This window comes from Streptomyces sp. NPDC088910, assembly GCF_044749865.1.
Lineage (GTDB): Bacteria > Actinomycetota > Actinomycetes > Streptomycetales > Streptomycetaceae > Actinacidiphila.
Genome location: NZ_JBIVIV010000004.1, coordinates 48,340 through 65,736, shown reverse-complemented (window position 1 = coordinate 65,736; position 17,397 = coordinate 48,340). Strand labels below are relative to the sequence as shown.

General features: G+C 73.2%; 14 protein-coding genes and 1 tRNA gene. 6 read left to right on the top strand and 9 right to left on the bottom strand.

Annotated features, from left to right (window positions below):
* The first annotated feature begins 224 nt into the window (after nucleotides 1–224).
* Nucleotides 225–1,340, top strand: coding sequence for a PAC2 family protein (locus tag ACIP4Z_RS11365; RefSeq protein ID WP_401306710.1), 1,116 nt, complete (start codon nucleotides 225–227; stop codon nucleotides 1,338–1,340).
* Nucleotides 1,341–1,399: 59 nt separating this feature from the next.
* On the opposite strand, the gene ACIP4Z_RS11360 is transcribed toward ACIP4Z_RS11365, so the two are convergent.
* The 5 genes from ACIP4Z_RS11360 to ACIP4Z_RS11340 form a co-directional block, all read right to left on the bottom strand.
* Nucleotides 1,400–4,453, bottom strand: coding sequence for an NPCBM/NEW2 domain-containing protein (locus ACIP4Z_RS11360; protein WP_401306707.1), 3,054 nt, complete (start codon nucleotides 4,451–4,453; stop codon nucleotides 1,400–1,402).
* Nucleotides 4,454–4,576: 123 nt separating this feature from the next.
* On the bottom strand, nucleotides 4,577–5,806 hold the full coding sequence (mshC, locus tag ACIP4Z_RS11355; protein ID WP_391161082.1) for a cysteine--1-D-myo-inosityl 2-amino-2-deoxy-alpha-D-glucopyranoside ligase: 1,230 nt from the start codon (nucleotides 5,804–5,806) through the stop codon (nucleotides 4,577–4,579).
* 117 nt (nucleotides 5,807–5,923) lie between these two features.
* Nucleotides 5,924–6,847: an SCO1664 family protein gene (locus ACIP4Z_RS11350; RefSeq protein WP_401306704.1), complete on the bottom strand. Its 924-nt coding sequence runs from the start codon at nucleotides 6,845–6,847 to the stop codon at nucleotides 5,924–5,926.
* Nucleotides 6,811–7,401 (bottom strand): DUF3090 domain-containing protein, encoded by a 591-nt coding sequence (locus ACIP4Z_RS11345; protein ID WP_355333071.1) that lies wholly within the window; start codon nucleotides 7,399–7,401, stop codon nucleotides 6,811–6,813. Before ACIP4Z_RS11345 ends, ACIP4Z_RS11350 begins: the two co-directional genes overlap by 37 nt.
* A 102-nt stretch (nucleotides 7,402–7,503) precedes the next feature.
* The gene (locus ACIP4Z_RS11340) at nucleotides 7,504–8,223 is read right to left on the bottom strand and encodes an MSMEG_4193 family putative phosphomutase (protein WP_391048270.1); all 720 of its coding nucleotides are present in this window, start codon (nucleotides 8,221–8,223) and stop codon (nucleotides 7,504–7,506) included.
* 194 nt (nucleotides 8,224–8,417) lie between these two features.
* On the opposite strand from ACIP4Z_RS11340, the gene ACIP4Z_RS11335 reads away from it, so the two are divergent.
* Entirely contained in the window at nucleotides 8,418–9,047 is a 630-nt protein-coding gene (locus tag ACIP4Z_RS11335; protein ID WP_355333075.1) for a hypothetical protein, read from the top strand.
* A gap of 186 nt (nucleotides 9,048–9,233) precedes the next feature.
* Here ACIP4Z_RS11335 and ACIP4Z_RS11330 read toward each other — a convergent pair whose 3' ends face one another.
* Complete coding sequence (locus tag ACIP4Z_RS11330) at nucleotides 9,234–10,289, bottom strand: LLM class F420-dependent oxidoreductase (protein WP_401306699.1); 1,056 nt, start codon at nucleotides 10,287–10,289, stop codon at nucleotides 9,234–9,236.
* 248 nt (nucleotides 10,290–10,537) lie between these two features.
* On the opposite strand from ACIP4Z_RS11330, the gene ACIP4Z_RS11325 reads away from it, so the two are divergent.
* Together ACIP4Z_RS11325 and ACIP4Z_RS11320 are read left to right on the top strand one after the other, a co-directional pair.
* Nucleotides 10,538–11,518, top strand: coding sequence for an aldo/keto reductase (locus tag ACIP4Z_RS11325; protein ID WP_355333079.1), 981 nt, complete (start codon nucleotides 10,538–10,540; stop codon nucleotides 11,516–11,518).
* Nucleotides 11,519–11,855: 337 nt separating this feature from the next.
* Nucleotides 11,856–14,117: a helix-hairpin-helix domain-containing protein gene (locus ACIP4Z_RS11320; RefSeq protein ID WP_401307277.1), complete on the top strand. Its 2,262-nt coding sequence runs from the start codon at nucleotides 11,856–11,858 to the stop codon at nucleotides 14,115–14,117.
* A 184-nt stretch (nucleotides 14,118–14,301) separates the two neighbouring features.
* Here ACIP4Z_RS11320 and ACIP4Z_RS11315 read toward each other — a convergent pair whose 3' ends face one another.
* Complete coding sequence (locus ACIP4Z_RS11315) at nucleotides 14,302–14,910, bottom strand: hypothetical protein (protein WP_391161087.1); 609 nt, start codon at nucleotides 14,908–14,910, stop codon at nucleotides 14,302–14,304.
* 47 nt (nucleotides 14,911–14,957) lie between these two features.
* Here ACIP4Z_RS11315 and ACIP4Z_RS11310 point away from each other — a divergent pair, with 47 nt between their 5' ends.
* On the top strand, nucleotides 14,958–15,146 hold the full coding sequence (locus ACIP4Z_RS11310) for a DUF5703 family protein (protein ID WP_188283518.1): 189 nt from the start codon (nucleotides 14,958–14,960) through the stop codon (nucleotides 15,144–15,146).
* A 120-nt stretch (nucleotides 15,147–15,266) separates the two neighbouring features.
* On the opposite strand, the gene chpH is transcribed toward ACIP4Z_RS11310, so the two are convergent.
* Nucleotides 15,267–15,500, bottom strand: coding sequence for a chaplin ChpH (gene chpH, locus ACIP4Z_RS11305; RefSeq protein ID WP_355333084.1), 234 nt, complete (start codon nucleotides 15,498–15,500; stop codon nucleotides 15,267–15,269).
* A gap of 146 nt (nucleotides 15,501–15,646) precedes the next feature.
* On the bottom strand, nucleotides 15,647–16,984 hold the full coding sequence (locus tag ACIP4Z_RS11300) for a M20/M25/M40 family metallo-hydrolase (protein ID WP_355333086.1): 1,338 nt from the start codon (nucleotides 16,982–16,984) through the stop codon (nucleotides 15,647–15,649).
* A 245-nt stretch (nucleotides 16,985–17,229) separates the two neighbouring features.
* On the opposite strand from ACIP4Z_RS11300, the gene ACIP4Z_RS11295 reads away from it, so the two are divergent.
* A tRNA-Leu gene (locus ACIP4Z_RS11295) sits at nucleotides 17,230–17,314 on the top strand.
* Nucleotides 17,315–17,397: the final 83 nt, after the last annotated feature.

Here is a 17,397-nt window from a genome sequence, read left to right as displayed (position 1 = left end):
CGCGGGGCCGGAAGTCCAGGGGCGGGGCCAAACTTTGTGGGCAACAGATCGGATGTCTCACCTGGTGGCGCTGCCGGTGACTCATCGGGGGCCGCGCTGGGGATCATCCAGCTACGAGAACCACGGCACCGGCCTCGGTACGCCGTAGGCTGGTGCCGCACGTGCAGGAACAGCAGCCGGTACGGGGACGGCACCGCTCCCCTCCGGTCGGAAGGAGGCGCTGGGTGATCGAGCTCGAGGGGGTACCCGAGCTGATCGACCCGGTCATGGTGGCCGCGTTCGAGGGCTGGAACGACGCCGGGGACGCCGCCTCGACCGCGGTCGGGCACATGGACCGGGAGTTCAAGGGCGAGGTCTTCGCGGCGCTCGACGCCGAGGACTACTACGACTTCCAGGTGAACCGCCCCACGGTCTGGATGGACGCCGGGGTACGGCGGGTCGTATGGCCCACGACCCGGCTCTCGGTCGTCAGGATCACGACGCCCAAGCCCCGCGACCTGGTGCTGGTCCGCGGGATCGAGCCCAGCATGCGCTGGCGCTCGTTCTGCAACGAGATCCTGGGCTTCGCCCACGAGCTGGGCGTCGAGATGGTCGTGGTGCTGGGCGCGCTGCTCGGCGACACCCCGCACACCCGGCCGGTCCCGGTCACCGGGGTGACCTCGGACCCCGACCTGGCGACGACGCTCAATCTGGAGGAGTCGCGCTACGAGGGGCCGACCGGCATCGTCGGCATCCTCCAGGAGGCGTGCACGCACGCGGGCATCCCCGCGGTGAGCCTGTGGGCGGCGGTGCCGCACTATGTGTCGCAGCCGCCCAACCCCAAGGCCACCCTGGCGCTGCTCAACCGCCTCGAGGACCTGCTCGACCTGCGCATCCCGCAGGGCGAGCTGCCCGAGGACGCGCGCGCCTGGCAGGTCGGCGTGGACCAGCTCGCCGCCGAGGACAGCGAGGTCGCGGAGTACGTCCAGACGCTGGAGGAGGCGCGGGACACCGCGGAGCTGCCCGAGGCGTCGGGTGAGGCCATCGCCAAGGAGTTCGAGCGCTATCTGCGCCGCCGCGACCCGCAGGCCGGGGAGTACGCGAGCGAGGGTGACGGCGGGGTGCCGCAGTTCCGGGACCGTGCGCAGTCGCCGCGGCTGGACCCGGACAGCGGCGCGGGCGCGGGCACGGACACCGATACGGACGACGGCGCCGACAAGGACGCCGCAGCCGAGGCCGAGGCCGACAACAAGGCCGACCACAAGGCCGCAGCCGACGCCGACACGGAGACCGACGCCGCCGAGGACGGGGAAGGCGACCTGGACGCCCCAAACGGGGACGGGGACGGCCGCGAGGAGTAGACCGCGCGACGGACGGGAGTGAGGGGGCGCGCCGCGCGCACCCCCTCACCCTCAACCGGTCACGCGCAGTGGAACCGCGCCCCCGCCCAGTCCCCGTGGTCACCGCTGAGTGACGTCGCCGCCGGGGTGATCTTCAGATGGACGTGCCGGGCCCCGGTCACCGGTACCGACACCGGCACGGTGGCCGACGCCCCGGTGAGCACGGGCGAGGTCCACAGCGTGACGCCGTCCGCGACGACGGAGAAGGTCACCGAGCCGTAGCCGTCGATCTCGTCGTCGATGCCCACGTCCGAGGTGAACACCGAGCACCGGCCGCCGAGGTACACCTCGACGTCGGAGGCCGCGTGCGCCCCGATGCCCTTGGCGTACGTCGTCCCGTCCAGGGTCAGCGTGTGCCCGTCGGCCGCGCCCGACTCTCCGTTGCTGCGGTCGCGTTCCGGCGGCCCCCAGCCGTTGGTCGAGGTCAGCCAGGTCAGATCCCCGGCATACGTGTCGGCCGTCGGCGGCGCGGGCATCGCCGCGACCGCGAACGGCTGGACGGCGACCCGGCCGGGCGCCGACGACAGGTAGTCGGCCCGCGCGGTGAGCACGGTCTGTCCCGCCGTGACCCCGGCGGGCGGTGTCACCGAGAAGCGCAGCCGCTTGGTGTTCCCCGCGGTCAGCACGGGCACGGTCTGCGGCGCCGACACCTTCCAGCCGTCCGGCGCCCGGAGCGAGACCTTGGCGCCGACCACCGGCAGCTTGCCCGCGGTCAGGTCCACGGCGACGTCGGAGGCGACCCCGGCGCCGGTCTCCTGGCCCGCGGGCGCGGAGACCACCGCGGCCGAGCCCGGCACGCGTCCGCCGAGCGCGCTGGAGCCCGCCAGCCGCAGCCGGAACGCCTGCGCGGTGGACCGGGTCGCGGTCTTCACCCGGACCACTCCCCCGCGGTCGGCGGGGTCGTACCACCAGCCCTGCGTCGCCTTGTCGAAGGCGGCCTCGGTGCCCAGCCGGGGCAGCACCTTGCTGTCGAGCAGCACCGCGCCGGGCGCGTCACCGGTGTGCAGGGTGAACGCGTACGGCCGGGCGGTCTGCTTGCCCTGGAAGTCGCCGACGCTCGCGCCGACGTCCACCGTCACCTCGCCCGCGCCGGACTTCGGCGCGGTGACCGTGACCTTCTGCCGCGCGTACTTCCCCGCGCGGCTCTGCCGGGTCACGCCGTCGTCCTCGTAGAGGGTGAAGGACGAGGTGCCCTGCGGGTAGACGTCCCAGGCCACCGGGGAGTCGGCCGTACGGTCCCGGTACGACCTGATGCCGGGCCACATCGGCACGGCGGCCCCGGCCTTGACGAACAGCGGCAGGGTGCCCAGCGGCGCGCTGTAGCCGTCGACCGTGGTCGGCCCCTGGTAGATCCGGCCGGTCCAGTAGTCGGTCCAGGCGCCCTTGGGCAGGTAGATGCCGTCGCGCACCGCGGAGTCCTCGTAGACCGGCGCGACCAGGAAGTCCTGCCCGGACAGGAACTCGTACTTCGCCGCGTCGGTCGCCGCCACCGGGTCGTCCGGGTACTCCAGCGCCAGCGGGCGCACCGCGCCGACACCGGTCCTGTTCGCCTCGGCCGCGTAGCTGTACATGTACGGCAGCAGCGACTCCTTGAGCTTGAGGTACTGGCGGTTGATCGAGGTGTACGGCTCCCCGTACTGGTAGGGCTGCTTGTCGTTGGCGGCCCAGCCGTCCATCGTCATGACGGCGGGCAGGAAGGACTTCCACTCCAGGTCGCGGGTGTACGTGTCGGCGCTGCCGCCGAAGATGCCGTCGATGTCGCCCGAGGTGTAGGCCAGGCCCGACATCGTGGCGCCCGCGTAGGTCGGGATCTGCCAGCGGATGTAGTCCCAGGTGCCGTACTGGTCGCCGGACCACTGCACGCCGCAGCGCTGCGCGCCCGCCCAGCTCTCCGGTGCCCAGGTGAAGCCGCGGGCGTCGCTGTTGTCCTCGATGCCCCGGTAGGCGTCCTTGCAGCCGTCCAGCGCGTGCTTGTAGCCGTCGCCGACCCAGGCGACGTCGAGCTTGGCGACCCGCTGGCCCGCCTTGACCTGGTCGGCGAGCTTGTCCAGGCCGTCCTCGGTCCACAGGCCGAGCTTCATGTCCTGCTTCGCCAGGCCCGCCGACGTCTCCGGCAGGTTCTCGTACCCGCAGCCGTAGCCGTCGTTGACGAGCATCCAGCCGTTGGGCATGTCGTTGGCGGTGTAGTCGGCGGCCACGTCGAGCGCGTCGAGGGTGTGGCGTTCGCCGCGGTTGGCGTTGTGCAGGTAGCAGTCGGAGTCGCCCGGCTCCAGGCCGTAGACCGGGGGCAGGAAGGGCTTGCCGGTCAGCTTGGTGTAGTCGCCGATCACCCGCTTGGCGTCGCCCGCGAAGTAGTAGGCGTCGAAGCGCTGTTCCTCGGCGCTCGCGGTCACCGGCTCGCCGAAGCTGTAGGTGTTGGGCGCGTAGGTGTTGCGGAAGACGCCGTATCCGGCCGTGGAGAGGTAGAACGGCACGGAGTTGGGGTGCCCGCCGTCGTTCCAGTTGCCGTCCACGCCAACCTGGACGGTCTGGCCGCGGTGCGAGGTGTTGCCGCGGCCGTTCTGCATGCCGCCGCCGTAGAACTGCTCGGCCGCGCCGCGGTCGAGGGTCTGGGTCGTGCTGTCCTTGGTCCAGCTCAGCGGCTTCGTCTCGGACCAGACCCGGGTGCCGTCGGCCCGGTAGAGGGCGAAGCGCAGCGGCGCCTTGTAGGCCCGCAGCGTGACGGCCGAGGTGCTCAACTCGTAGGCGTCGCCCGCGTCCTTCCAGCGCGTGGCGGGCGGCGCGCCCTGCGGCAGGACGATGTCGTCGCCGGTCGGATCGGTGAAGGCTCCGTCCGGGGCCAGTTCGATACGGAAGGTGTCGGCCGACACGAAGCTGACCCGGGCCAGGGCCTGACCCGCGTGCAGCCGGTAGACGGCGCCGGCGTGGTCGAAGCCGGTCACGTCCCCCACAGAGGTCTCGGCGGTCGCGGTGGGTGCGGCGGCCTGCGCGCCGCCGGGTCCCGTGAAGGCCATGAGCAGACCGAGCACGGCTGCACCGACCAGCGCCACTCTAGTGCGCACTCTTGTTTGCATGAAGCGTGTTTAGCGCAAAATCGAGCATGGGACCATGGCCAGAACGGAAGCGGAACGGAAACCGCCCTCGGACTCCGGGTGAGTCCAAGGGCGGTCACGGGTGGGGCGGTTGGGGTGTGCGGGCTACAGCGCGACTCCGAGCAGCGCGTCCACCGTGCGCGACACCAGGCCGGGCGCGCCGGTCTCGGTGCCGCCCTCGGACTCCTGCGCGGCGGCCCAGCGGTCCACGGCGGCCAGGGCGCGCGGCGCGTCGAGGTCGTCGGCCAGCGCCTCGCGGATCTCTTCGAGCAGCGCGTCGGCGGACGGCCCGTCCGGCCGGGAGACGGCGGCCCGCCAGCGCGCGAGCCGCTCGACCGCCTCGGCGAGCACGGCGTCGGTCCACTCCCAGTCGGCGCGGTAGTGGTGGGCGAGCAGCGCGAGCCGGATCGCAGCCGGGTCGACGCCGTCGCGGCGCAGCGTGGAGACGAAGACCAGATTCCCCTTGGACTTCGACATCTTCTCGCCGTGCAGCGCGACCATCCCCGCGTGCACGTACGCCTTCGCGTACGGGTACTCGCCGGTGAGCGCCTGGGCGTGCGAGGCGCCCATCTCGTGGTGCGGGAAGGCCAGGTCGGAGCCGCCGCCCTGGACGTCGAAGCCCATGCCGAGGTGGTCGAGCGCGATGGCCACGCACTCGATGTGCCAGCCGGGGCGGCCGGGGCCGAGCGAGCCGCCGTCCCAGCTCGGCTCGCCCTCGCGGGCGCCCATCCACAGCATCGGGTCCAGCGGGTTCTTCTTGCCCGGCCGGTCCGGGTCGCCGCCGCGCTCGGCGGAGAGCGCGCGCATCGTGGCGGCGTCGAGCCCGGAGACCTTGCCGAAGTCGGGGTCGGCGGCGATCGAGAAGTACGTGTCGACGCCGAGTTCGTACGCCGCGCCCGCGTCCCGCAGCCGCTCGATCAGCGGGACGATGCCCGGAATGGCCTCGACCGCGCCGATGTAGTGGGCGGGCGGCAGCATCCGCAGCGCGGTCATGTCCTCGCGGAACAGCGCGGTCTCCCGCTCGGCCAGCTCGACCCAGTCGACGTCGGTCGCGTTGGCCCGCTCCAGCAGCGGATCGTCGATGTCCGTGACGTTCTGGACGTACTCCACCTGGCGCTTCGTGTCGAGCCACACGCGCTGCACGAGGTCGAACGCGTTGTACGTGGCCGCGTGCCCCAGGTGAGTGGCGTCGTAGGGGGTGATCCCGCAGACGTAGATCCGGGCCACCGGGCCCGGATCGATCGTCAGCGGCCCACCGGTCGCGGTGTCGTGGAGACGGAGTGCGCGTCCAGTGCCGGGAAGGGCGGGGACGTCGGAAGCGGGCCAGGCATGCATGTCATGAGATTAACCGTGCAGACGACTGGCAAACGAACCGGAGCTGGGGCAATGCCGGACGAGGCGGCTCGGGCGCGCTGCCGGAACGCTCTCCCGGACGGCCCGGAGCGCCCCGCCTCAGACCGGCGGCCAGGGGATCGACGGCCACTCGCCGCCGGGCTCGGGATGCACTCCCGACCGCAGCAGCCGCTCGGTCCTGGCCCGTACGGCGGCCGTCTCCGCGGGGGTGATCAGCTCGGCGAGCCGGTCGCCGAGCGCCCCCGACAGCTCCGCCTGGAGCTTGCGCAGTACGGCCACGGCCTCGTCCGGCAGCGGCTCGCCCGCCCAGCCCCACAGCAGGGTGCGCAGCTTGTCCTCGGTGTGGAACGTCACTCCGTGGTCGATGCCGTAGAGCCGCCCGTCGGCGGTCTGGAGCAGGTGGCCGCCCTTGCGGTCGGCGTTGTTGATGACGGCGTCCAGCACAGCCAGGCGGCGCAGGCGTATGTCGTCGGCGTGCACCAGCAGGGCGGTGCGGCCGTTCTCCAGCCGGGCCTCGACGACGGGCTTCCAGCCGGGGGCGGGCTCGGTGTCCTCGGTCAGCCCGAAGAGCTCCGGCTGCGCGGGGTCGGTGTCGGAGTTGGTGTCGGAATTGGTGTCGGCGGCGGCGTCGGGGGCCTCGTCGGGGCCGGCTTCCGTATCCGTATCCGTACCCGTGTCCGCGGTCAGGTCCGGCGGGTCGATCCAGAGCTGGACCATGCCCTCGCCGTACGGTCCGTCGCGCAGCACGGTGGGCGGCACCAGGCCCCAGCCGGTCGCCTCGGAGACCAGGTACGCGGCCACCTCGCGCTGGGCCAGGGTGCCGTCGGGGAAGTCCCACAGCGGGCGTTCCCCGGCCACCGGCTTGTACACGCAGGCGAGCGCGCGGCCCTCGTACTCGGTCTCGCAGAACAGCACGGCGTTGGAGGCGTCGCGCACCTGGCCGCGCACGGTCAGCTCGCCGTGGACGAGGGCCTCGGTGCCGGGGCTCAGGCCGACCTCCGGTACCCGTTCTGACGCGGGCATACGTGTCCTTCCGGGTCCAGGGGGAGGCTGCACAGCGGGCACGGCGGGCGCCCCGCGGAGACCACGTCGAGCGCGCGCTTGGCGAAGGAGCGGGCCTGGGCGCCGGTCAGCAGGACGCGCAGCAGCGGCGGGCCGTTCTCGTCGTCCTGGAGCAGCTCTTCCTCGGCCGCCTCCAGGTCGTCCTCGTCCTCACCGGACAGCTCGACCAGCGCCTGCGCCTCGATGACCATCCGCTCGTGGGCGCCGTCCCACGCCAGGGCCATGGTGCCGACCCGGAACTCCTCCTCGACGGGGGCGTCCAGCGGGGCGGAGTCGGCCAGTTCCGCGGGGGCGACGGCGGGCACCGAGGCGTTGCCGCCCGACCTGCGCACCACCTCGTCCAGCAGCTCGTCCACCCGCTCGGCGAGCGCCGCGACCTGCGTCTTCTCCAGCGCCACGCTGGTGGTCCTGCCCGCCGCGGTGGCCTGGAGGAAGAAGGTCCGCTGACCCGGCTGGCCGACTGTCCCGGCCACGAAACGGTCCGGCTGCTCGTAGAAGAAGACCTGACGGGGCACGTCCCGCTCCGTTATCTCGACTGAATCGCTGCTTTGGCGCGATGCGTTCTGGTGGCATTCACTGGTTCCACTGCCGGTCCCCCACCCTACTGCGGAAGCTGATCACAGGGCGCCGGTGGAGCCTCCGACGACCGCGTCGTCCTCGTTGCCCTGCGCCTTGTCGTGCGGCTTGTCCCGCGGCGGGGGCGGGATCAGCGGGGTCAGGTCGCCGGTGTCGCCGAGGCGGAGCAGGAAGGGGCGGTACGGGGTGTAGCGGATGACGGTCACCGAGCAGGGGTCGGTGCTGATCCGCTGGAAGAGGTCCAGGTGCATGCCGAGCGCGTCGGCGGCCAGCGACTTGATGATGTCGCCGTGCGAGCACACCAGGTACAGCGCGTCGGGCCCGTGCTCGGCCTCGATCCTGGCGTTCCAGTCCCGTACGGCGTCCACCGCGCGGGCCTGCATCGCGCGCAGCGACTCGCCGTTCTCACCGGGGAAGACGGCCGCCGAGGGGTGCCGCTGGACGGTCGCCCACATGGGCTCCTCCGCCAGTTCTGCCAGCTTGCGGCCCGTCCAGTCGCCGTAGTGGCACTCGCCGACCCGCTCGTCGGTGTGCAGCGGCAGCTCGGGGCGCGTGTCGAGCAGCGGTCCTACGGTCTCCTGGCAGCGTTGCAGCGGACTGCACACGACGGCGGCGAGCGGCAGTGCGGCGAGTCGGGCGGCGAGCACGGTCGCCTGGGCCCGGCCGGTGTCGTCCAGGGCGACGCCCGGACTCCATCCGGCCAGCACTCCGTCGGCGTTGGCGGTCGACCGGCCGTGCCGGACAAGGATCACGGTGGGCATGCCCGCCACCGTAACCCTTCCGCCGCCGACCCGTTGTGCTGGGTGACGGCCGTGGCGGGGAAGATCCCCCCGAGCCCCCACCACGGCCGCTGAATTCCCTGCGATCCACTGCCCCCGGCCTAGCCCTCGCCGACTTGCCTCATAGGTAAGGTCTAGGGGTCGGGGGGCCCTTCAGTTTTCGGGCAGCAGTCGGGATGGCGAAGCAGGTGGAGATGTTCAGCAAGGCGACGAGGAGCCGTCCGAGCGCGCGCCGGAGTGGTCCGGCCGGCTCTGACTGGTCTCCGTACGGCCGCCTGGAGGACGCCGCCGACGCGTATTTCCTGCACGCGGACGTCGCGCTCGACGCCATCGAGGGTGTGCTGGGCCGCCGCCGGGTGCGCGGCTTCACCCTGGAGCGGGTGGTCGACCTGACCGAGGCGGGCACCTCGGTGTGGCAGGAGGCCGCGGTGTGCGACGGGCGGCGGCTGATCCTGTGGCACAGCGAGGAGTTGGCGGACGACAAGGCGCCGGGCGGCACCGTACTGGACTCGTCGGTGCAGGTGCTGCCGCTGGACTCGATCGGGCACGTCGGGATGCGCACCCTGGTCGGCCGCGACGAGGGCGGGCAGCGGATCGACCGCGGGGTCTATCTGGTGCTGGCCACCGCGATGCCGCACGAGATGAGCGCGGTGCAGGCCGACCCGGACTCGCCGCTGCCGGTCGCCTCCGCCAAATTCCGCCCCGAGGCGTTCCGTTTCAGCAAGTCCCTGGACGACGGCGGCGCCGGGCAGATAGCGCGACTCATCGCCTTCGGGCGGCTGTTGGGGCGGCTGGTACCGAGCTGAGCGCGGCGCTGGGCCGGGCCGGGCCGGGCCGTCATGAGGACGGGCGCTGGGCCGCGTCGAGGCGGGCGCCGCGCACGGGCCCCGCGCGCGTCGAGCGGCACGGGGCCATGACCGGCCCATCGGACCGACATCGGCACGGGGCCGTGGCCGGCCCCCTTCGGGCCGACCCGTCGTCACGTCCTCGCCTTACGCCCCCGCGAGCCCGGCCCGCTCCAGCGCCTCGACGCCCGCCCGTACGCCCGCGATCCGCTCGTCCCGCGTGAATCCGGCGGGCGTGATGTTGAGCGTGGTGACCCCGGCGTCGGCGTACTCGCGCAGCCGGTCCGCGATCCGGTCGACCGTGCCGAGCAGGCAGGTGGAGTCGATGAGGTCCTGCGGCACGGCCGCCCCCGCGCCGTTCTTGTCGCCCGCCAGGTACTTGTCCTGGATCTCGGCGGCCTCCTTCTCGTACCCCATGCGCCGCGCGAGCTGGTTGTAGAAGTTCTGCTTGCGGCTGCCCATGCCGCCGACGTACAGCGCGGTGTACGGGCGGAAGATGTCGGCCAGCGCCGGGACGTCCTCGCCGAGGGCGAGCGGCAGGGTCGGGCTGACGTCGAAGCCGTCCAGCGTCAGGCCGGCCTTCTCGCGCCCGGCCCTGATGTGCCGCAGCGCGGTGTCCTCCAGGTGCGCGGCGGACGGGAAGATCAGCAGGGCGCCGTCGGCGATCTCGCCGGTCTGCTCCAGGTTCTTCGGGCCGATCGCGGCGATGTAGAGCGGGATGTGCTCGCGCTCGGGGTGCACGGTGAGCTTGATCGGCTTGCCGGGGCCCCCGGGCAGCGGCAGCGTCCAGTGCTCGCCCTCGTAGCTCAGCCGCTCGCGGGACATCGCCTTGCGGACGATCTCCACGTACTCGCGGGTGCGGGAGAGCGGCTTGTCGAACTTGACGCCGTACCAGCCCTCGGAGACCTGCGGGCCCGACACGCCGAGGCCGAGGCGGAACCGGCCGCCGGACAGCGAGTCCAGGGTCGCGGCGGTCATCGCCGTCATCGCGGGGGCACGCGCCGGGATCTGGAAGATCGCCGAGCCGACGTCGATCCGCTCGGTCTGCGCGGCGACCCAGGAGAGCACGGTGGGGCCGTCGGATCCGTACGCCTCGGCGGCCCAGCACACGTCGTAGCCGAGCCGGTCCGCCTCCTGGGCGACGGCGAGGTTGTCCGCGTCCATCCCGGCGCCCCAGTAGCCGAGGTTGATCCCGAGCCGCATACCGCTCCTCTTTCCGCCGCCGTGTCGTCGCTGTCGCGTCGTCGCTCTCGCGTCCGTCGCTCTCGCGTCCGTCGCTGTCAGGTCTTCGCTGTCAGGTCTGCGCTGTCATGTCACCGCCGTCGTCCGCCGACATACTGGCGAGTAACGTCGTTGTACCTCCGGACTGTAGCGCCCCGCCGCGGCACGGGGCCCTGTCAGGTACGTCACTGCCGCCCATTCGGCCGGTGCGGGCAGTAATCTCAGCGCCCATGGAGCATAGGCACCTGGGCCGCACCGGGTTGCGCGTGTCCCGACTCGGTCTCGGCACGCTCACCTGGGGACGCAACACCGGCGAACGCGACGCCGCCGACCAGCTCAAGGCGTTCTGGGACGCCGGGGGCAGCCTGGTCGACACGGCGGACGTGTACGCCGACGGCGGCGCCGAGTATCTGCTCGGGCGGCTGATCGAGGATCTCGTGCCCCGGGCCGATCTGGTGATCTCCACCAAGGCGGGCAGCGTGCCGGACCCCGACCGGCGGTTCGACGCCTCGCGCGGACACCTGCTGTCCGCGCTCGACGCGTCCTTGCAGCGGCTGGGCACGGACTACGTCGACCTCTGGCAGGTGCACGCCTTCGACCCCGGTACGCCCACGGAGGAGACGCTCCAGGCGCTGGACATCGCCGTCAGTTCCGGCCGCGCGCGGTACGTCGGCGTCTCCAACTTCTGCGGCTGGCAGCTCGCCAAGGCCGCCGCGTGGCAGCTCGCCGCGCCCGGGCGGACGCCGCTGGCCAGTACGCAGATGGAGTACTCGCTCCTCCAGCGGGGAGTGGAGCGCGAGGTGCTGCCCGCCGCGATCGACCTCGGGGTCGGCCTGCTGCCCTCCTCGCCGCTCGGCCGCGGTGTGCTCACCGGCAAGTACCGCAACGGCACGCCGCCCGAGTCGCGCGGCGGCTCCGACGACATGGCCGCCTTCGTCGCCCCCTACCTCGACGAGACCGCCCGGCTCATCGTGGACGCCCTCGCGATAGCGGCCGACGGCCTGGCGGTCTCCCCGCTGCACGTCGCCCTCGCCTGGGTACGCGACCGGCCCGGTGTCGCCGCCCCCATCCTCGGCGCGCGCAACGCGCAGCAGCTCATCGCCTCGTTGTCAGTGGAGGCGCTTACGCTTCCGGAAGAGATCTGCCTGGCGCTCGACGACGTGTCAGCACCCCTGCACCGCTATCCGGACCACGACTGGAGCACGCTCTGAACGGCACGCAAGCCTCCCGCCGGTCCACCACCCCACGGAGGCCGCAGTGACCGAGTCCCCACCTCCCCCGCCGCCGAGCGGCCCCGCCGGAGGCCCGGCGAACCCACCGGCCGCCGCCGACGGCCCGTCCTCCGGGGGCGGCTCGCGGACGGCCCCGCAGGAGCAGCCCACGGGCACGGCGTCCGCCGCGGTGCCGGGGAGCCGTGCCGCCGCCAAGCCGGTCGCCGACGTGGCCGCGCTGGCCGCCGCCGTCCGCTCGATCGAGCGCGGCGACAATCCGGCGGCGCCCGCGCCGCGCGGTGACGCGGCCGAAGCCCGCCGCAAGCGGCGCGAGGCGATGGCGGCGGAGGCCGCCACCATGCAGGCCGCGGAGGCGGCGGAGGTCGGCGCCGGTGCCCCGGCGGGGACGGACGGCGCGGACGGCGCGCCGGAGGCCGAAGCGGAGGCGACAGACGACGCCCAGTCGTCCGTGGAGGCGACGGACGGGAGCGGGGACGAGGACGGCGCCGAGGAGCCGTCAGGGGCCGGAACGGAGGCGTCCGAGACGGGAGTTACGGCCCCGGACGCGGGGGCGGACGGACCCGCGTCGGGAGCCACGGGTCCTGCCACGGGGCCGCGGCCGTCCGCCGGGGCCGACGCGCCCCAGAGCGGAGTCACAGGTCCTGGCGCCGCGCCGCAGGCGTCGGCCGGGGCCGACGGCCCTCAGGACGGGCGCGAGGGCCACGGCGAGGCTCCGGCGGCCTCCGGGGCGGGCGCGGCGGCCGGTGTCGAGGCGCGGCCTCGGGCCGGCGCGGGCGCGGCGTCCGGCGGCGGGGCGACTGCGGCCGGGGCGCGGGTGCGCGAGGGCGGCTTGCGGAAGGCGGCCGTTGATCCGGCGGCCGTCGCGGCGGCGAAGGCCGTGCTGGAAGAGGGCGGCGCGCCAGGGGAGTTGGCGGAGGCGGCGGCCAGGGCGCTCGGGGAGCGGGCGGGGGAGGCGCTGCGGGAGGACCCGTGGCTGGTGCTCGGCCTGCCCGGCGTACGGGTGGAACCGGCGGACACCTTCGCCCGCGCGCTGCTCGGCGCGCAGTGCCGCCCGGACGACGAGCGGCGGGCGAACGCGCTGGTCGGCTGGCTGCTGGAGCGCGCCGCCGAGAAGGGGCACACGGCCCTGCGGTCGGCAGAGCTACAGGCGGAGCTGGCGGCCCGCGCCGTACCGGACCCGGCGGCGGCCGTGGCCTCCGCCGTGGCCGACGGCCAGGTGCTCGTCTTCCCCGAGCACCCCGCGCACCCCGCGACGGCCTCGGAGGCCGCGAGCGAGGAGGAGGACGAGGGCGAGGACGGCGCGGCGGACGTACCGCTGCTGATCGGTCTCGACCGGTACGCGCTGGCGGAGGAGAGCCTGGCGGACGGCTGTGTGCGGCTGCTGCGCTCCTTCGAGGGCGACCACGGCACGGACTGGGAGAAGGCCGCCGCGGGCGCGCCGTCGAAGTCGGCGGCGGAGCTGATCAGGGCCGCCGCGGGCAGCGGCCTGGTCGTGCACTCCGGCGGCGAGGCGGCCCGCGAGGAGCCGACCGCCCTGGTGGCCGCGGCGCGCGCGGCGGGCCTGCGGGCGTACGCCGCCGCGTACACGGCGAACGGCAGGCGGCGGCTGGCCGAGGCGCTCGGCGAGGACGCGGCCGTGACGGTCGAGGCACTGCTGGCCGGTACGCAGGGCCCCGGCAGGTCCGGCGACGGCGCCCTCGCCCTGGACCTGCTCGCGGTGCTCGACGCCCAGCAGTTGGGCATCGAGGAGGCCGCCTCGCTGGTGGAGGCGGTGCCGGACGGCGCCCGGCTGGTGTTCAGCGGCGACGAGCACGCGATGTGGTCGGCGGGCCCCGGTCTGGCCTTCGCCGACATGCTGGCCGCCAAGTCCTGCCCGCGGGTCGCCTCCCGCACCCCGGACCCCGGCCCGATCGGCGAGCTGGTCTCGCTCATCGGCATCGGCGAACTCGCCCCGGTCGAGGCCCCGGACAAGGAGGTCGTCGTCGTCCCCGTACGCGACCCGCGCGAGGCCGTGCACCGTACGGTGCAGCTCGTCGCCGACTCCGTACCGCGCGCCATCGGCGTACCGGCGGAGCGGACCCAGGTGATCACGCCGGGGCACGGCGGCGCGGTCGGCACCCGCGTGCTCAACGCGGCGCTCAAAGAACGGCTGAATCCCGGCCCCGGCCGCTTCGCCGGTTTCGACCCCGGCGACCGCGTCGTCCACGTGCCGGTCCCCGGCCGTACGCTGCCCGGCACGGTCGTCGGCGCGGAGCCGGACGGACTGCGGCTGGAGTGCGAGGACGGGCCGGTGCTGGTGCCGCGCGCGGACGTGGCGACGACCGTACGGCACGCCTGGGCGATCACCGGGCACCAGGCGGCCGGGATGCGCTGGCCCGCGGTCGTGGTGGTCGTACCGGGCGACGCGGGGCCGCTGCTCACCCGGTCCTGGGTCTACACGGCGTTCGCGCGCGGCGAGCGGCACCTGTCGGTCGTCCAGGGCGCCGATCAGGGCCTGGCCCAGGCCGTGGCCGGTCCCCAGGCCGCGCCGCGCACGACCCGGCTGGTGACCGTGCTGCGGGAGCTGGCCGCCGACTGACGGGCGGCGCGGGCCCCGTACGGCTCAGCCGCCGCCCACCGGCCCGGCGGCTCCGTACGGCTCAGCCGCCGCCCACCGGCCCGGCGGACCCGTACGGTCCCGTCCCGCCGTCCACCGGCTCCGGACGCGCCTGGGGGCGGACAGCGCCCGCTGTCCGCCCCCTCCTGGCGCTCGGGCGACCCGCTCAGTCCGGGTCGAGCACGCTCAGCTCGTCGTCGAAGACGGCGCTCACGTCGAAGCGGCAGATCACGAGCTGCGGGTCGGCCTGCTCGAAGGGCGCGTCCAGCCACTCCCCCGGTTCCGCGGCCTCCGGCACGGCCGACACCCACACCGTGGAGTCGCCCTCCTCCAGGCCGAACTCCTTGTGGCGCTGGGCGATCTCGTCCGGCTCGTACTCGCCGAAGATCACCCCGACCGCCGCGTTCACCGTGGCGTCCGCCGCGCCGTCGCCGTCATCGGCCCTTCTGGCCTGCGCGAACAGCCGGGTGGGCTCAACGATCGTGTAGTCGCGGCGGATCAGCACACTGATGGCCTCCGGGTCCTCGGGACCGGTGTACTCCGGCAGTGAGTCGCCCGCGGGCACCTCGAAGGGAGTCACCTCGTCGTAGGTGTCGTACAGCAACTCGTCATACGACTCGGCGGCCGAAGCCAGCGACTCGAACGCCGCGTAGACGGCGGGATCGTCTTCGCCCGTACGGTTCTCGATCGCCTCGAGGTGGCGGTCCAGCGCGGCCTTGACCGCCTCGACAGCGGCTCGGACCTCGGCAACGGTGGGCTGCACGTCATCAGACATGAGGCAGACGCTATCCGCACCGGGGCGTTGCCCGCACAATAGATGCGATGCCGGAATACGAATTCAGAGAGATGTACGTCGCACGCGGGGTCTCCCGCAAGGACGCGACACGACTGCTCACGGACGAGGCCGAGTACGGGCACTGGGAACTGGACCGGGTGCGCCTCTACCCCGACGGCAGCCGCAGGGTGCGGTTGCGCCGCCGGATCATCCGCCAGGTGCGGGCCACATGGTGAGACGCGCGATGGTGGGACGCGGGGTCCGCCGCAGACACGGCCCGGCCCCGGAGCGCGGCATACGCGCTTCCGGGGCCGGTTCCGACGGTTCGGACCACAGGGGTTCCGAACGCCTTCGGACTACTTGTTGACGCAGTAGTTGCCGAAGGCCGGGTTGAGCAGACCGATCACGGAGACCGTGTTGCCGCACAGGTTCACCGGCACGTGCACGGGGATCTGGATCAGGTTGCCGGACAGCACACCGGGCGACTGCACAGCGGCGCCCTGGGCGCCGGAGTCGGCGACAGCCATGCCCGCACCCGCGAGCACGAGACCGCCGGTGACAGCCGCAGCGGCTACGACCTTCTTGATCATTTTCTTCCTCCTGATTGACAAGTGCGGTCCCAGCCGCGGACCACACACGTCGTAACGAAGCCGGAGGAATAGAGCTACGAAAGCACTGGATCATTCACTCGTCCCAGCGATCCGGGCCGCCCGTACTCGTACGGGCGGCCGAACCGTCAGCAGTTCTCGATGAAACGATCGAGCACCCGGACCCCGAACCGCAGGCCGTCCACCGGCACCCGCTCGTCAACACCGTGGAACATCCCGGCGAAGTCCAGCTCCGGCGGGAGCTGGAGCGGCGCGAAGCCGAAGCAGCGGATGCCCAGGTCGTCGAAGGACTTCGCGTCGGTGCCGCCGGAGAGCATGTACGGCACGGCGCGCGCGATCGGGTCCTCCGCCTTGAGGGCGAGCTGCATGGCGTCCACCAGGGAGCCGTCGAAGTCCGTCTCCAGCGCCTTGTCGGAGTGCACCGACTCGCGCTTGACGCGCGGGCCGAGGATCCGGTCGAGGTCGGCCAGGAACTCCTCCTCGTAGCCCGGCAGGAAGCGGCCGTCGACGTGGGCGGTGGCCTGGCCGGGGATCACGTTCACCTTGTAGCCCGCGCCGAGCATCGTCGGGGCCGCGGTGTTCCGCAGGGTCGTGCCGATCATCTTGGCGACGCCGCCGAGCTTGGCGAGCGTCGTCTCCATGTCCTCCGGGTCCAGCTCCACCCCGAAGGCGTCCGACAGCTCGTCGAGGAAGCCGCGGACGGACTTGGTGACGCGGACCGGGAACTCGTGCCTGCCGAGCCGCCCGACGGCCTCGCACAGCTCGGTGATCGCGTTGTCGTTGTTGGTCATCGAGCCGTGCCCCGCGGTGCCGTCCACCGTGAGCCGCATCCAGTGCATGCCCTTCTGGGCGGTCTCGATCAGGTACAGCCGCAGGTTCTCGTTGACGGTGAAGGAGAAGCCGCCGACCTCGCCGATCGCCTCCGTCACGCCCTCGAAGAGGTCGGGGTGCTTGTCGACCAGGTGCCGGGCGCCGTACACACCGCCCGCCTCCTCGTCCGCGACGAAGGCGAGCACGATGTCGCGCGGCGGCTTGCGCCCGCTGCGCAGCCGGTCGCGTACGACCGCCAGCGTCATCGCGTCCATGTCCTTCATGTCGACCGCGCCCCGGCCCCACACGCAGCCGTCGGCGATCTCGCCGGAGAACGGGTGGTGCGTCCAGTCGTCCGCGTTGGCCGGGACCACGTCGGTGTGCCCGTGGATCAGCAGCGCGGGCCGCGAGCGGTCCTCGCCCTCGATCCGCGCCACCGTGGACGCCCGGCCCTGGTGCGACTCGAAGATCCGCGGTTCGAGGCCCACCTCGGCAAGCTTCTCCGCGACGTACTCCGCCGCCGCCCGCTCCCCCGGCCCCGAGTGGTCGCCGTAGTTGCTGGTGTCGATCCGGATCAGCTCACTGCACAGGTCGACGACCTCGTCCTCGCCCGTGACCGTCCCGTTCTCCGCCCTGCCCGGCCCCGACTCGCTCACGCTGTCTCCTCGCTCGTTGCCTGCCGCGTCCGCCCACCACCCGGGCGACCGCGGCCGATGCCTCCCCCATCCTCCCCCGACACCCCCACCCCGCCCAAGGCTCCCCTCCGGGCCCTCACCCCGGGCCCCGCGCACAGCCCCTTCGTCGGCCCCCTCGGCCCACTCCGCGCCCGTGATCGACGTGACCGGATCTTTGCTATGGTTTACCTCGTCGCCACGGCCCATAGGCCGAGGTGACACACCCCGTCCGGGTGGCGGAATGGCAGACGCGCTAGCTTGAGGTGCTAGTGCCCTTTATCGGGCGTGGGGGTTCAAGTCCCCCCTCGGACACATCTTCTCTCCTTACAGGGCCGCCTTCGGGCGGCCCTTTTCGGTGTCGGGCGCGCGGGCTCTGCGGTGTCGGGCGCGCGGGC